Origin of the sequence: Agromyces lapidis (genome assembly GCF_009749405.1) — a bacterium.
Taxonomy (GTDB): Bacteria; Actinomycetota; Actinomycetes; order Actinomycetales; family Microbacteriaceae; genus Agromyces; species Agromyces lapidis.
In genome coordinates, this window is record NZ_WBIQ01000001.1 from 588,894 (window position 1) to 603,549 (window position 14,656).

The window sequence follows — 14,656 nt, forward strand, 5'->3', positions numbered from 1 at the left end:
TGACGTACGGGCGCGGCGGCGGCTAGCGTGGGGGCATGCCCCGTCGCCCCGCCCGCCGCCCCGTCGTCGCGCGACTCGCCGCCGCGCTCTCGGCCGCATCGTTCGCCCTGCTCCTGGTCTGCGCCGGCGGCGCGTCGCCCGCGGCCGCGGGGGAGCGCGCGGCATCCGAAGCGCTCGATGCGGCGGCCGCGCCGCCCGCCGTCGCAGCGCTCGGCGCCGCCCGGGCCGACGCCGACGACTTCGTGTTCGACTCGTTCGACGCGGTCTACGAACTCTCCCTCGACGACGAGGGCCGCTCGGTGATGGTGGTCACCGAGACCCTCGTCGCCGTGTTCCCCGACTTCGACCAGAACCGCGGCATCCGGCGGGCGATCCCGCTCGGCTACGACGGTCATCCGGTCGACCTCGTCGTCGAATCGGTGACGGATGCCTCGGGCGCACCCCGCCCGTACGAGACCGAGACCGACGAGGACGACGAGTTCCTGCTCGTCACCAGCCGCGCCGACGACTTCGTGCACGGCGAGCAGACGTACGTGTTCCGCTACCGCATGCACAACGTCACCCACGTGCCCGACGATGCGGCGATCGACGAGCTCTACTGGGACGTCAACGGCACCGGGTGGGCGCAGCCCTTCGGCGTCGTGCGCAGCGAGCTGCGCCTCTCCGGCGAACTCACCGAGGCGATGACCAGCGACATGGCCTGCTACCGCGGCTGGTCGGGGTCGACCGATCCCTGCGATGCGATGACGAGCGAGGAGGTCGACGGCGAGGCCGTCGTCGTGGCCGAGGCCGCCGCGATCGGGCCGTACGAGAACCTCAGCTTCGCGGTCGCGTTCGAGCCGGGCACCGTGGTGCCGCGCGACGACGCGTTCTGGTCGTCGCCCGCGGCCGTCGGCAGCGGCGTCGCGGCCGCGATCGCGGCAGTGATGGCGGCCGTGGCGCTCGGGCTCAGGCTCGGCCGATGGCGCAATCACCCGGGGCGCGGCACGATCATCGCGCAGTACGAACCGCAGGCGGGCGTCTCGGCGTTCGTCGCCGCGGAGCTCGTGGGCAGCATGTCGAAGGGCGTCACCGCGACCGTGCTCGAACGCGCCGTCGCGGGCGAGCTCCGTGTCGTCGAGACGGCGCCGCGCCGATACGCGGTCCAGTTCACAGGTGGCGGGCCGGCCGGCGACGAGCACGCCAGGGCCGTCGTCGAGGCGCTGTTCGGCAGCCCGCCCCAGCCGGGCGCGATGCGCGAGATGAAATCGAGCGACACCGCGCTCGGCAAGAGACTGCTGGCGATCAGGCAGCGGGTGTCGAGCGGGGTCGTCGCCGCGGGGCTCCGGCGCAGCCCCGACGTCGGCCTCCGCATCTGGCTCGCGGTCGGCGCCGGCCTCGCGGCCGTCGCAAGCTTCGTGCTGGGCGTCGTCGCGCTCGCCGCGGTGATGGGCGGAGGCTGGCCCGCGCTCTGTTTCATCGTGGCGGTCCTCGCGGCGCTGCTCGCGGTCGGGCTGGTCGTGTGGGTACGGCCGTTCACCGAACGCGGGCGCGAGCTGCGCGACCACCTCGAGGGGCTGCGGGTCTACATCCGGCTCGCCGAGGCCGACCGCATCCGGGTGCTGCAGAGCCCGACAGGCGCGCTGCGGGTCGACACGAGCGACCCCGGCCAGGTGCTGAAGCTCAACGAGCGGCTGCTGCCGTACGCCGTGCTGTTCGGGTTCGAGCGCGACTGGAGCCGCGAACTCGCCGTGCTCTACGAGCAGCTCGGCACCCAGCCGGGCTGGTACTCGGGCAGCAGCGGCTTCAACGCGGCCTACTTCGCCGCAGGGGTCGCCTCGTTCTCGAGCTCGTCGAACAGCTCGTGGTCGGGGTCGAGCGCGAGCTCCTCCTCGAGCGGCTCGGGCGGCGGCGGGTCGTCTGGTGGCGGTGGCGGCGGCGGCGGTGGCGGCGGCGTCTGAGGCGGCGACGTCCGAGGCGCGGCCCGTCCGAGAGACCGGGGCCGTCGCGCAGCGACGACGCTACTCGGCGTCGCCCGACGAGATCGCGCGCTCGTCGTCGAGATCGACCCGGCGCTCGGCGTCGAGCCCCGCGACCTCCTCGTCGAGCACGTCGTCGAGCGAGCGCTCGTCGTCGTCGTGCGCCTCGTCGGCCTCGTCGAACTCGGTGTCCTGCGAGACCGTGAAATCTTCGTCGTCGGGCGCGATCTCCGCGCCCGCCCCCGCGAGCTCGTCCATGTTCCAAGGGTAGGCGCGTCGACGCCGATCGGGTAGCCCCGGCCCTATGCTCGCAGCATGCCTGAGTGGATCCTCGCAGGCATCGCCGGCCTCCTCGCCGGCGGTGCGCTCCTCGTCGGCGCCGTCATCGCCTGGTATGTGAAGGTGCCGACCCGCGTCGTGGCGTCGATCATGGCGTTCGGCTCGGGCGTGCTCGTCTCGGCGCTCGCCTTCGATCTCGTGCTCGAGGCGCAGGAGGAGGGCGGCTTCTGGCCGACCGTCGGCGGCTTCGCGGTGGGAGCGGTCGTCTACGTGTTCGCGAATCAGCTGCTCGACCGCTTCGACCAGCGCAACCCGCGCGGCACCGGCCAGGATCCCGGGACCGGCACGGGTATCGCCGTCGGTGCGCTCCTCGACGGGGTCCCCGAGTCGGCGGTGCTCGGGCTCAGCATGGTCGGAGGCGGGGGAGTGAGCGTGCCGGTCTTCGTCGCCATCCTGATCTCGAACGTCCCCGAAGGGCTGTCGTCGACGGCCTCGCTGAAGGAGAGCGGGCGTTCGCGAACGTACGTCTTCGTGCTGTGGTCGGGCATCGCGCTCGCGAGCGCCCTCGCCTCGCTCGCCGGATACGTGCTGCTCGACGAGGCCCCGGGCGAGCTCACCGCGTTCATCACCGCGATCGCGGCCGGCGCGATCCTCGCGATGATCTGCGACACGATGATCCCCGAGGCGTTCCGCACCGCGCACTCGTTCACGGGGCTCCTCGCCACCGCGGGTTTCCTGCTCAGTTACGCCGTGCACGTCATCGGGTGACGCGCCGTTTCACGGCAGGGGCCCCGCGCCCGCTAGAATGGGGGAAGCGCCCGACGAATCCGTTCTTCGGCCGACCGTGCGAGCCCCGCTCGCCGCTGCTCGGTTCGGGATTCGGCGTACCGCGCCGCGCGGCAACCGAGCCGCAGCGTGCGGGCTCGACCACCGAGTGGTGCCGAGGGGGCGTGCCGGGCACGGCACGAAGGAAACGGGAGGACCATGGCCCAGACGAGGCAGCGGCAGCGTACGCGTTCGCGCGACGATGAAGCACCCATCATCCCGATCCTCGCCCGCAAGGTGCGAGAGGTCGAGCAGAAGGCGCAGAAGGGCAAGCTCGGCCCGACGAACCGCACCAAGTTCCAGGTCATCGCGCTGCTCATGCGCGAGGAGCGGGCCCGGGTGAAGGCCGACGCCGAGATCGGCGACGCCGCGCGCGGCGAGCTCCTGAAGCGCCTCGACGGCATCGCGCAGATCCTCGCGAAGACCGCGGCCCGCGACACGAGCCTCATCCAGCTGCTCGAACCGGATGCCTCGATCTCGACCGTCGCGCAGCGCTTCCGCCGCGACTGGCTGCTCGAGTCGGGTGCCGAGCTCAGCCCCGACGAGCTCATCATCACCCGCGAGCCCGAGGCGAAGATCGAGATCTCCGAGAACCAGGTCATCCCCGCCTCGGTGAAGTCGCGCCAGCTCGCGAACCCCTTCCTCGCACCCGACTTCTCGAAGCCCGCCGCACCCCTCGTGCCGGTGCGCCGGCTCGCGAACTGGGAGCTGCTCGGCCCACTCTTCAAGTCGTTCGAGCAGGGCTCGGGCGGCCAGGCCGCCTCGATGGAGCTGCCCGAGGCGCCGAAGGCCGACCGGCTCTCTCCGCGCGGCCTCGAGCTCATGAAGCACCAGGCGCGCTTCATCGAGAGCGCCCGCGAGGGGCACCGCGCGTTCCTGCTCGCCGACGAGCCGGGTCTCGGCAAGACGGCCCAGTCGGTGCTCGCGGCATCCGTGGCGAATGCCTACCCGCTGCTCGCGGTCGTGCCCAACGTCGTGAAGATGAACTGGGCGCGCGAGGTCGAACGGTGGACCCCGCACCGTCGGGCGACCGTGATCCACGGCGACGGCGACACCCTCGACGCGTTCGCCGACGTCGTCATCGTCAACTACGACGTGCTCGACCGGCACATGGCGTGGCTGTCGACGCTCGGCTTCCGCGGCATGGTCGTCGACGAGGCGCACTTCATCAAGAACCTGCAGTCGCAGCGCTCGAAGAACGTGCTCGCCCTCGCCGAGCGCATCCGCAAGGCGACGCCCGGCGGCAACCCGCTGCTGCTCGCGCTCACGGGCACCCCGCTCATCAACGACGTCGACGACTTCCGCGCCATCTGGAAGTTCCTCGGCTGGATCGACGGCGACAAGCCCTCGACAGAGCTGCTCGCGAAGCTCGAGGAGACGGGGCTCACCCCCGCCGAGCCCGGCTTCTACTCCGCGGCGCGACGCACCGTCATCGACCTCGGCATCGTGCGGCGTCGCAAGGTGGATGTCGCGGCCGACCTGCCGGCCAAGCGCATCGCCGACCTCCCCGTCGAACTCGACGACGAGCTCGGCCGCTCGGTGCGCGCCGCAGAGCGCGAGCTCGGCAACCGCCTCGCCTCGCGGTTCCGCGCGCTCGTCGAAGCCCGCCACCTCAAGGTCGGCGACCTCGACGAGGACACCCGCGACCAGTTCATCCGCGCCGTCGCGAGCGCCGAGCTCGAGGAGGCGAAGTCGTCGAAGTCGGGCGAGAACGTCTTCACGATGGTGCGCCGCATCGGCCAGGCGAAGGCGGGACTCGCGGCCGACTACGCCGCGCAGCTCGCCCGTTCGGTGGGCAAGGTCGTGTTCTTCGCGAAGCACATCGACGTCATGGACCAGGCCGAGGCCGCGTTCTCGGCGCGCGAGCTGCGCACGGTGTCGCTGCGCGGCGACCAGACCGCCCTGCAGCGCCAGGCCGCGATCGACGCGTTCAACAAGGACCCCGAGGTCTCGGTGGCGGTCTGCTCGCTCACCGCGGCCGGCGTCGGCGTGAACCTGCAGGCGGCGTCGAACGTCGTGCTCGCCGAGCTGAGCTGGACGGCCGCCGAGCAGACGCAGGCGATCGACCGCGTGCACCGTATCGGCCAGGAGGAGCCGGTCACCGCGTGGCGCATCATCGCCGCGCACACGATCGACGCCCGCATCGCCGAACTCATCGACTCGAAGCAGGGCCTCGCGGCCCGGGCCCTCGACGGACAGGACGTCGAGCCCGGCTCGGCCGACTCGGTGCAGCTCGACGCGCTGCAGCACCTGCTGCGTCAGGCGCTCGACGGGGCGCTGTAGCGGCGCCGCGCAGTCGGATCGATCGCTTCGAACGGAACTCGTTGGCGCGATTCTTGCGGCTTCTGGCGACCTTGATTCGAGGCCCCGTCCGAGCCCTCGCACGAGAGTCGAGGTTCGCTAGACTTCCCGGAGTCGTGCCCCGATGAAGCGGCTCCAGCGACGATTTCCCACCTGCAAGGAGTCCCACGCGCCATGAAGATCGGAATGCTCACCTCTGGTGGCGACTGCCCCGGCCTCAACGCCGTCATCCGCGGTGCCGTCCTCCGAGGCGTCATCTCGCACGACACCGAGTTCGTCGGGTTCCGCAACGGGTGGCGCGGCGTCGTCGAGGAGGACATCGTTCCGATCGTCCGCCATGACGTGCGCGGTCTCGCCAAGCAGGGCGGCACGATCCTGGGCTCGAGCCGCACCAACCCCTTCGAGGGCGAGGGCGGCGGCCCCGAGAACATCCAGCGCATGCTCGACGCGAACGGCATCGACGCCATCATCGCGATCGGCGGCGAGGGCACGCTGACCGCGGCCCGCCGCCTCCACGACGAGGGCGGCATCAACGTCGTCGGCGTGCCGAAGACGATCGACAACGACCTCGCCGCCACCGACTACTCCTTCGGCTTCGACACCGCCGTCGAGATCGCGACCGAGGCGATCGACCGCCTGCGCACGACCGCCGACTCGCACGGCCGCTGCATGGTGCTCGAGGTCATGGGCCGCCACGTCGGCTGGATCGCCCTGCACTCGGGCATGGCCGGAGGAGCGCACGCGATCCTCATCCCCGAGCAGCCGCAGTCGATCGAGCAGATCTGCGAGTGGGTCGAGTCGGTGCGCGACCGCGGCCGCGCCCCGCTCGTCGTCGTCGCCGAGGGCTTCACGCTCGAGGGCATGGACGAGGCGCACTCGCACAAGGGGCTCGACGCCTTCAACCGGCCGCGGCTCGGCGGCATCGCCGACGTCCTCGCGCCGATGATCGAGGAGCGCACGGGCATCGAGTCGCGTGCGACGGTGCTCGGGCACATCCAGCGCGGGGGCGCCCCCTCGGCGTACGACCGCGTGCTCGCAACCCGCCTCGGCATGGCGGCGATCGACGCCGTCTACGACCACGCGTGGGGCTCGATGGTCACGCTCCGCGGCACCGAGATCAAGACGGTGTCGATCGCCGAAGCGGTCGGCACGCTCAACCGTGTGCCGCAGTCGCGCTACGACGAGGCGCGCGTCCTCTTCGGCTGAGCATGTACCAGGTCTGCGTCTGCTACCTCCTGCGCGAACGCGCCGGGGTCACCGAGGTGCTCCTCGGGCGCAAGAAGCACGGCCTGGGCGAGGGCTACTACGTCGGGCTCGGCGGCAAGCTCGAATCCGGTGAGCAGGCGGTGGATGCCGCGGTGCGCGAGGTCTTCGAGGAGTCGGGCCTCGTCGTGGTCGGCGACGACCTCGAGCCGCGCGGCGTCCTCAGCTACCACTTCCCCTCGCGCGAGTCGTGGAGCCAGGAGTCGAGCGTGTTCGTCGGCCGCCGCTTCGAGGGCGACCCCGTGGCATCCGACGAACTCGACCCCGAGTGGTTCGCGCTCGCCGACGTGCCGTACGACGAGATGTGGGACGACGCGAAGCGGTGGCTCCCCGGCGTGCTCGCGGGCGGAACGGTGCGCCGCACCTTCGTGTTCGGCGAGGATCTCGCCACGGTGGTGACGGAGCGCTCATCGGTCGCGTAGGATCGTCGGGGTTCCTGAACTCCAGGTGAACTCTTCCCTCTCGCAAGAAAGACGCCGGTGGATCTCACCCTCATCGTCGTGCTGGTCATCGCACTGGCGCTCTTCTTCGACTTCACGAACGGCTTCCACGACACGGCGAACGCGATGGCGACGCCAATCGCCACGGGTGCCCTGAAGCCGAAGACCGCAGTCGCGCTCGCGGCCCTGCTGAACCTCGTCGGCGCATTCCTCTCCACCGAGGTGGCGAAGACGATCTCGGGGGGCATCATCAAGGAGGGCGAGGGCGGCGTGCTGATCACGCCCGAACTGATCTTCGCCGGCCTCATCGGCGCGATCGTGTGGAACATGATCACGTGGCTGCTCGGGCTGCCCTCCTCGTCGAGCCACGCGCTGTTCGGCGGCCTCATCGGCGCGGCGCTCGTCGGTGCTTGGATCGCCAGCGCCGGCAACCCGATCGACTTCTCCGTCGTCATGTCGAAGGTCATCCTGCCCGCGATCCTCGCGCCGCTCACCGCCGGCCTCATCGCGTACGCCGCGACGAAGCTCGCCTACGCGATCACCCGTCGCTACGACGGCAAGCCCGACGGCCGCGACGGCTTCCGCCACGCGCAGATCTTCTCCTCCTCGCTCGTCGCGCTCGCACACGGCACGAACGACGCGCAGAAGACCATGGGCGTCATCACGCTCACGCTCGTCGCCGCGGGCCTCCAGCCCGCAGGCAGCGACGTGTACTGGTGGGTCATCGTGACCTGTGCCGTCGCCATCGCGCTCGGCACCTACATGGGCGGCTGGCGCATCATCAAGACCCTCGGCACGGGCCTCACCGACGTCAAGCCCGCCCAGGGCTTCGCCGCCGAGACCGCGACCGCCGCGACGATCCTCGCGTCGAGCCACGTCGGCTTCGCGCTGTCGACGACGCAGGTCGCCTCGGGCTCGGTCATCGGCTCGGGCCTCGGCCGTCGCGGCTCGAAGGTGCGCTGGCGCACCGCCGGGCGCATCGGGGTCGGCTGGCTGCTCACCCTGCCCGCCGCGGGCGCCGTCGGCGCGCTCGCCGCGCTCGTCGCGCACATGGGCGTCGTGGGCATCATCATCGACACGGTCGTCGGCGTCGGCGTCATCGTCGGCATCTTCCTGTGGTCGCGCCGCAACGAGGTCTCGCACCACAACGTCGTCAGCGAGGTCGCCCACTCGGGCCGCGCCGTGAAGATCAAGCGCAACCCCAAGCCGAAGAAGAAGGTGACGTCGTGATCGACTGGCTCGCATTCCTCCTCGTGTTCGTCTCGGCGCTCATCGGCACCGTGGTCGTGGTCTCCGCCTATTCGCTGGGCATCCGCCTGCTCACCGTCTCGGGGCGCACCCCGATCGTGACGCCGGCCGAGTTCACCGACGCGATCACCATCGTGACCCCCGCCGAGATCAAGCAGGCCGAGAAGCGTGCGAAGAAGGCCGCCAAGAAGAGCCCGCTCACCGACGGCCAGAAGCGCGCCGCACTCGTCGGCGCCTGGGCCTGCTTCGCAGTCAGCGGATTCGCGGTGCTCGTCGGCATCTACCTGATCGTCGGCGACCACCTCATCAAGATCTTCAGCTGAACGCGTCGCGCGCCCGCACCGCCCGCAACTCCATATCCGACAGTCCACCCGTCGCGCGCCCCCGGCGTGCGTCCCTCATCGAAGGTTCCCGGATGACCACTGCAACCACCCCGACGACCGACCCCGCCGACCCGACCGAGCAGCGGCCGGTCGGCGCAGTCGACCGCTTCTTCGAGATCACGAAGCGCGGCTCCAACTACGCCACCGAGGTGCGCGGCGGCATCGTCACCTTCGTGACGATGGCCTACATCGTCATCCTCAACCCGATCATCCTGTCGACGCCCGACGTCGACGGCAACACGCTGAACGGCGCAGCGGTCGCGGCGGCCACCGCGCTGACGGCGGGCGTCATGACCGTGCTCTTCGGGCTCGTCACCCGCCTGCCGTTCGCATTCGCCGCAGGTCTCGGCATCAACGCGTTCCTCGCGTTCTCGGTCGTCGGCTCGGTCACCTGGCCCGAGGCGATGGCGCTGGTCATGATCAACGGCGTCGTCATCGTGCTGCTGGCGGCCACGGGCCTTCGGAAGATGATCTTCGACGCAGTCCCCGTGCAGTTGAAGCTCGCGATCACCGTCGGCATCGGCTTGTTCATCGCGTTCATCGGCTTCGTGAACGCAGGCTTCGTGACGGCCACCGGCAACCCCTCGCCGCCGGTCGACCTCGGCATCGGCGGCTCGGTCGCGACCCTGCCCACCCTGCTCTTCGTCATCACCCTGCTGGCGGGCGGCGTCCTGATCGCGCTGCGCGTGAAGGGCGCGATCCTCATCGCCCTCGTCGGCGGCACGGTGCTCGCCGCGATCATCAACCTCATCTGGCCGTTCGGGCTCGACTTCGGCTTCGCGGGCGGCATCATGAGCCTGCCCGATCTGAGCCTCATCGGTGCCGTCGACTTCGGCTTCGACCTCTCCAAGGTCGGGGGCCTGGCGCTCGTGATGATCGTCTTCACCCTCGTCTTCTCGAACTTCTTCGACGCGATGGGCACGATGACCGGCCTCGCGAAGGAGGCCGACCTCGCCGACGAGAAGGGCGACTTCCCGCGCATCAAGTCGGCGCTGGTCGTCGAAGGCGTCGGCGCGATCGTGGGCGGCGGCACCTCGTCGTCGTCGGCGACGGTGTTCGTCGAGTCCGGCGCCGGCATCGGCGAGGGCGCTCGTACGGGCTTCGCCACGGTGGTCACCGGCGGCCTGTTCCTGCTGGCGATGTTCTTCACGCCGCTCACCTCGCTCGTGCCCGGCGCGATCGCCGGTGCCGCGCTCGTGCTCGTCGGCGCGATGATGCTCTCGCAGATCAAGAACATCGACTTCAGCGACTACCGCGTCCTGCTGCCCGTGTTCCTCACCATCACGGTGATGCCGATGACGTACTCGATCGCGAACGGCATCGGTGCGGGTTTCGTGAGCTGGGTCGTCGTGAACGCGCTGTCCGGGAGGGCCAAGACCATCCACCCGCTCCTGTGGATCGTCGGTGCCGGTTTCGTGCTGTACTTCGCACGCGGACCGATCGAGGCGCTCTTCGCCGGCTGATCCTGCGCGCTCCGCTCGAGCGCGAGAAGACGGATGCCCCGGGCTGCACTGCAGCCCGGGGCATCCGTCGTTCGCGGCGACCGCGTCAGTTCGTGCCGCGCGCCCTCGCGATGCCGTTCATGACGTGGTAGATCACGATGGCCGCGATCGTGCCGAGCGCGATGCCGTTGAACGAGACGCCGCCGATCGCGAAGGTGAAGTCCGCGATGCCGATGATGAGCGCGGTCGCGGCGGTGAACTGGTTCACCGGCTTCGAGAAGTCGACCTTGTTGTCGAGCCAGATCTTGACGCCGATGATGCCGATGAGCCCGTACAGCGCCGTGGTGACGCCGCCGAGCACGCCGGCGGGGATCGTGTTGATGACCTCGCCGAACTTCGGCGAGAGACCGAGCAGCACGGCGACGATGCCCGCGACCCAGTACGCGGCGGTCGAGTAGACGCGCGTCGCGGCCATGACGCCGATGTTCTCGCCGTAAGTGGTCGTTCCCGAGCCGCCGAAGAGGCCGGCGACGGTCGTCGCGAGGCCGTCGGCGAAGAGCGCGCGGCCGGTCGACTTGTTGACCGAGGCGTCGGTCATCTGGGCGACGCCCTTGATGTGGCCGACGTTCTCGGCGATGAGCACGAGCACGACCGGCAGGAACGCCGGGAGGAAGCCCCACACGGCGGAGTCGGCGAACGGGTTCGCGGCCAGGTGGAAGGTCGGCAGGCCGATCCACGCGGCATCCTCGATGCGCGCGAAGTCGATCTCACCCTGGATCGCCGCGGCGATGTAGCCGATCACCACGCCGACGAGGATGGACATGCGCCCGAGGATGCCGCGGAACGCGACGCTCGCGATGATCACGGCGGCGAGGGTGATGAGCGCGGTCAGCGGGGCGAGCATGAAGTTGTTCTTCGCGGCCGGCGCGAGGTTGAAGCCGATCAGCGCGACGATCGCGCCGGCGACGACGGGGGGCATGAGCGCGTCGATCCACCGGGTGCCGACCCACTGCACGAGGAGGCCGACGAGGGCGAGCAGCACGCCGACGACGACGATGCCGAAGAGCGCGGCGCCCATCGGGTCGGCGATGCCCTTCGCACCCATCGCGGCGCTGATCGGGGCGATGAACGCGAAGGAGGAACCGAGGTAGCTCGGCACCCGGTTCTTCGTGATCACAAGGAAGAGGATCGTGCCGAGGCCGGAGAAGAACAGCGTCGTCGCGGGCGGGAAGCCCGTGAGGATCGGCACGAGGAACGTCGCGCCGAACATGGCGACGACGTGCTGGGCGCCGAGGCCGATCGTGCGGGGCCAGCTGAGGCGTTCGCCGGGGGCGACGACCTCGCCCGGGTTGACGTTCTTGCCGTCGCCGTGCAGGGTCCAGGGCAGAGTCATGCTGCTCCGTTCGGGGAGTCGAGGGGTGGGGATCCATCAGATCGTACCGGGGGGATAGCCCCATGTCGGAGGCCGCGCCGCCTCCGTAGCGTGGAGTCATACCCACGAACGGGTACCCACGAACAGGAGAACATCTCATGACCACCGTCACCGACACCGCGACCCAGGCGCCGTACGCGGAGGCGCGCCCCGCTGACGCTCCCATTGCGGAGTCGCGCGGGTTCAGCATCGCGAGCCTCGTGCTCGGCCTCGTCTCGATCGTGGCCGGCTACAGCTTCGTCGTGCCGATCGTCGGACTCGTGCTCGGGATCATGGCGCTCAAGCGTGAGCCCGCCGCTCGAACGATGGCCATCTGGGGCATCGTGCTCAACGCGGTCCTGCTCGCCGGGGCGACGCTCGTCGCGATCGGCGCGGCCGTCTTCGGCCTCGTGATGCTGCCGTTCGCCTTCCTCTGAGCCCAGCACCGAACCGAAACGAGCGGGGTCCGAGCTGAGCTCGGACCCCGCTCGTCGCATGCGGTCGCAGCGCGGTCGCACCCACCTGCGCCCGCGCAGAGCGTCCTGCCCGGCAGCACGGTCAGGACGCCTCGGCCGCCCGTCGGCGCCGCCGCGCTCGTCCTCGCGGGATAGGCTCGAGGGGACGACCGCGCGGCGATCCCGCGCGAATGAGGCGATGGGGCCGGTTCCGGAGCGTCCGAACGATGACGCGCCGCACGGCTCCGTGGAGGAACGACATGCAGGAGCCCGAGATCACCCCGGCGACCCGGACCGAGACCGATTCGCTCGGGTCCGTCGAGGTGCCCGCCGACGCCTACTGGGGCGTCCACACGAAGCGGGCGCTCGAGAACTTCCCGATCTCGAAGCGACCCATCTCGGTCTACCCCGAACTCGTGGTCGCGCTCGCCTCGGTGAAGCAGGCCGCGGCCCGGGCGAACCGCGACGTTGGGGTGCTCGGTTCGCAGAAGGCGGCGTGGATCGACGAGGCCTGCCAGCGCATCATCGACGGCGAGTTCCACGACCAGTTCGTGGTCGGCGTCATCCAGGGCGGGGCGGGCACCTCGACGAACATGAACGCGAACGAGGTGATCGCGAACGTCTCGCTCGAGATCGCGGGGTACCCCAAGGGCCGCTACGACGTGATCCACCCGATCGACGACGTGAACCGCAGCCAGTCGACGAACGACACCTACCCGACCGCGGTGAAGGTCGCGATGGCGTTCTCGCTGCGCACCATGCTCACCGAGCTCGACCTGCTGCGCATCGCGTTCAGCCGCAAGGGCCGCGAGTTCCACGAGGTGCTGAAGGTCGGCCGCACCCAGCTGCAGGACGCGGTGCCGATGACGCTCGGCCAGGAGTTCCACGGCTATGCGACGACGCTCGGCGAGGACATCGACCGGCTCCGCGAGACGATCAAGCTGCTCGGCGAGGTGAACCTCGGTGCGACCGCGATCGGCACCGGCATCACCGCCGACCCGGGTTACGCGGCATCCGTCGTCGAGCACCTGAGCGCGATCACCGAGCTGCGCCTCGAGACCGCGCCCGACCTCATCGAGGCCACGAGCGACACGGGTGTCTTCATGACCTTCTCGAGCGCGCTCAAGCGCAGCGCGATCAAGCTCTCGAAGATCTGCAACGACCTGCGCCTGCTCTCCTCGGGCCCGCAGGCGGGCTTCGGCGAGATCAACCTGCCGCCGATGCAGGCCGGCTCCTCGATCATGCCCGGCAAGGTGAACCCCGTCATCCCCGAGGCCGTCAGCCAGGTCGCGTACGCCGTCGCCGGCGCGGATGTCACGGTCATGATGGCCGCCGAGAGCGGCCAGCTGCAGCTCAACGCCTTCGAGCCGGTCATCGCGCACTCGCTGCTGCAGTCGATCACGTGGATGCGCCAGGCCTGCTGGACCCTCCGCGTCAACTGCGTCGACGGAATCACCGCGAACACCGAGCGGCTCGAGCAGATGGTCGCGTCGAGCGTCGGCGTGATCACCGCGCTCATCCCGTTCATCGGCTACACCGAGGCCGCGAAGCTCGCGAAGCTGGCTCTCGCGACGGGGCGGCCGGTCGCCGACCTCGTCGTCGAGGCGGGGCTGATGAGCCGTGAAGAGGTCATGGCGCAGCTGCAGCCCTCGAAGCTGTCGGGCATCCGGCCGATCACGACCGTGATCCCGGTGCAGCAGCTGCACTCCGAACCGCACGAGTGAGTCGGATGCCTCGGGGTGCCGCCGTGCGCGGCGCCCCGGGGCCGGCTCAGATCACGCGGCAGTGCGTGGTGAGCGAGCCGATGCCCTCGATGGTGACGGTGACGGTGGAGCCGTCGCGGAGGAAGACCTGCGGGTTGCGCGAGTAGCCGGCGCCGCCGGGGCTGCCCGTCGAGATGAGCGTGCCGGCCGGCACGGTGGCGGAGCGCGACAGGTACTCGATGATGTCGGCGACGCTGCGCACCATCTCGTTGGTCGACGCGTCCTGCAGGATGCGGCCGTCGAGGTTCGTGGTGAGCCAGAGATCCTGCGGGTCGGGGATCTCGTCGGCCGTGACGACGACAGGGCCGGTCGGGGTGAAGCCGTCGAACGACTTGCAGCGCGACCACTGGGCCTCGCTGAACTGGATGTCGCGGGCGGTGATGTCGTTGACGACCGTGTAGCCCCACACGTAATCGAGGGCGTCGCGGGCGTGCACGCCGCGAGCGGGCTTGCCGATGATGACGCCGAGCTCGGCCTCGTAGTCGACCTGCGTGGCGAGGTCGCCCGCCCAGGTCGTGGTGGCGCCGTGCGCCGCGAGCGAGTTCGGCCAGAGCGAGAAGATCGTCATCGCCGTCTCGGAGCGGAGCTTCAGCTCTGACGCGTGTGCGGCGTAGTTCGCGCCGATCGCGATGACCTGCGCGGGGCGGAGCACAGCCGAGGAGTGTCGGAGTTCGGAGACCGGGGAGAGTTCGGCGCCGACGGCGAGCCCTCGGTCGACGGCCTCGCGAACCGCGGCGAGGCCGGCGTCGCCCTGCTCGATGAGGTCCTGGAGGTCGCGCGGCGCCTCGGGCATGATCTCGTCGAGGAAGAGCGCAGCCTCTGCGACGACCACCGCGAGTCGAGGGGTCGATTGGCCTTCGGCTCTCAGGTGCGCGAACTTCACCTGTC

General features: G+C 70.2%; 13 protein-coding genes. 10 read left to right on the forward strand and 3 right to left on the reverse strand.

What is annotated here, in order from left to right:
- Positions 1-35: 35 nt before the first annotated feature.
- The gene (locus GQQ93_RS02530; protein WP_157422627.1) at positions 36-1,940 is read left to right on the forward strand and encodes a DUF2207 family protein; all 1,905 of its coding nucleotides are present in this window, start codon (positions 36-38) and stop codon (positions 1,938-1,940) included.
- Positions 1,941-2,000: 60 nt separating this feature from the next.
- Here GQQ93_RS02530 and GQQ93_RS02535 read toward each other — a convergent pair whose 3' ends face one another.
- Positions 2,001-2,216, reverse strand: coding sequence for a hypothetical protein (locus tag GQQ93_RS02535; protein WP_157422628.1), 216 nt, complete (start codon positions 2,214-2,216; stop codon positions 2,001-2,003).
- Between the two features lie 57 nt (positions 2,217-2,273).
- On the opposite strand from GQQ93_RS02535, the gene GQQ93_RS02540 reads away from it, so the two are divergent.
- From GQQ93_RS02540 to GQQ93_RS02570, 7 genes are all read left to right on the forward strand, one after another.
- Positions 2,274-3,005, forward strand: coding sequence for a ZIP family metal transporter (locus tag GQQ93_RS02540; protein WP_157422629.1), 732 nt, complete (start codon positions 2,274-2,276; stop codon positions 3,003-3,005).
- A 216-nt stretch (positions 3,006-3,221) separates the two neighbouring features.
- On the forward strand, positions 3,222-5,345 hold the full coding sequence (locus tag GQQ93_RS02545; RefSeq protein ID WP_157422630.1) for a DEAD/DEAH box helicase: 2,124 nt from the start codon (positions 3,222-3,224) through the stop codon (positions 5,343-5,345).
- Between the two features lie 192 nt (positions 5,346-5,537).
- Positions 5,538-6,569, forward strand: a complete 1,032-nt coding sequence (locus tag GQQ93_RS02550; RefSeq protein ID WP_157422631.1) for a 6-phosphofructokinase — start codon at positions 5,538-5,540, stop codon at positions 6,567-6,569.
- A 2-nt stretch (positions 6,570-6,571) separates the two neighbouring features.
- Entirely contained in the window at positions 6,572-7,048 is a 477-nt protein-coding gene (locus GQQ93_RS02555) for an 8-oxo-dGTP diphosphatase (RefSeq protein ID WP_157422632.1), read from the forward strand.
- A gap of 57 nt (positions 7,049-7,105) precedes the next feature.
- Entirely contained in the window at positions 7,106-8,296 is a 1,191-nt protein-coding gene (locus GQQ93_RS02560; protein ID WP_157422633.1) for an inorganic phosphate transporter, read from the forward strand.
- Entirely contained in the window at positions 8,293-8,637 is a 345-nt protein-coding gene (locus tag GQQ93_RS02565) for a peptidase (protein ID WP_157422634.1), read from the forward strand. The genes GQQ93_RS02560 and GQQ93_RS02565 overlap by 4 nt, the downstream gene beginning before the upstream one ends.
- Positions 8,638-8,729: 92 nt before the next feature.
- On the forward strand, positions 8,730-10,160 hold the full coding sequence (locus tag GQQ93_RS02570; RefSeq protein ID WP_157422635.1) for an NCS2 family permease: 1,431 nt from the start codon (positions 8,730-8,732) through the stop codon (positions 10,158-10,160).
- 85 nt (positions 10,161-10,245) lie between these two features.
- Here the strand turns inward: GQQ93_RS02570 and GQQ93_RS02575 are convergent, their stop codons facing one another.
- Positions 10,246-11,532 (reverse strand): uracil-xanthine permease family protein, encoded by a 1,287-nt coding sequence (locus GQQ93_RS02575; RefSeq protein ID WP_157422636.1) that lies wholly within the window; start codon positions 11,530-11,532, stop codon positions 10,246-10,248.
- 137 nt (positions 11,533-11,669) lie between these two features.
- Between GQQ93_RS02575 and GQQ93_RS02580 the strand changes: the two genes are divergently transcribed.
- Both GQQ93_RS02580 and GQQ93_RS02585 read left to right on the forward strand, forming a co-directional pair.
- Complete coding sequence (locus GQQ93_RS02580; RefSeq protein WP_246192021.1) at positions 11,670-11,987, forward strand: DUF4190 domain-containing protein; 318 nt, start codon at positions 11,670-11,672, stop codon at positions 11,985-11,987.
- A gap of 278 nt (positions 11,988-12,265) precedes the next feature.
- Complete coding sequence (locus tag GQQ93_RS02585) at positions 12,266-13,729, forward strand: aspartate ammonia-lyase (RefSeq protein WP_157422637.1); 1,464 nt, start codon at positions 12,266-12,268, stop codon at positions 13,727-13,729.
- Between the two features lie 46 nt (positions 13,730-13,775).
- On the opposite strand, the gene GQQ93_RS02590 is transcribed toward GQQ93_RS02585, so the two are convergent.
- Positions 13,776-14,651: a fumarylacetoacetate hydrolase family protein gene (locus GQQ93_RS02590; RefSeq protein WP_246192023.1), complete on the reverse strand. Its 876-nt coding sequence runs from the start codon at positions 14,649-14,651 to the stop codon at positions 13,776-13,778.
- Positions 14,652-14,656 lie beyond the last annotated feature (5 nt).

Coding starts and splice junctions, on each gene's coding strand:
- GQQ93_RS02580 (WP_246192021.1), top strand. CDS start 11,670: ATGACCACCGTCACCGACACCGCGACCCAGGCGCCGTACGCGGAGGCG.
- GQQ93_RS02540 (WP_157422629.1), top strand. CDS start 2,274: ATGCCTGAGTGGATCCTCGCAGGCATCGCCGGCCTCCTCGCCGGCGGT.
- GQQ93_RS02550 (WP_157422631.1), top strand. CDS start 5,538: ATGAAGATCGGAATGCTCACCTCTGGTGGCGACTGCCCCGGCCTCAAC.
- GQQ93_RS02535 (WP_157422628.1), bottom strand. CDS start 2,216: ATGGACGAGCTCGCGGGGGCGGGCGCGGAGATCGCGCCCGACGACGAA.
- GQQ93_RS02545 (WP_157422630.1), top strand. CDS start 3,222: ATGGCCCAGACGAGGCAGCGGCAGCGTACGCGTTCGCGCGACGATGAA.
- GQQ93_RS02530 (WP_157422627.1), top strand. CDS start 36: ATGCCCCGTCGCCCCGCCCGCCGCCCCGTCGTCGCGCGACTCGCCGCC.
- GQQ93_RS02555 (WP_157422632.1), top strand. CDS start 6,572: ATGTACCAGGTCTGCGTCTGCTACCTCCTGCGCGAACGCGCCGGGGTC.
- GQQ93_RS02575 (WP_157422636.1), bottom strand. CDS start 11,532: ATGACTCTGCCCTGGACCCTGCACGGCGACGGCAAGAACGTCAACCCG.
- GQQ93_RS02570 (WP_157422635.1), top strand. CDS start 8,730: ATGACCACTGCAACCACCCCGACGACCGACCCCGCCGACCCGACCGAG.
- GQQ93_RS02585 (WP_157422637.1), top strand. CDS start 12,266: ATGCAGGAGCCCGAGATCACCCCGGCGACCCGGACCGAGACCGATTCG.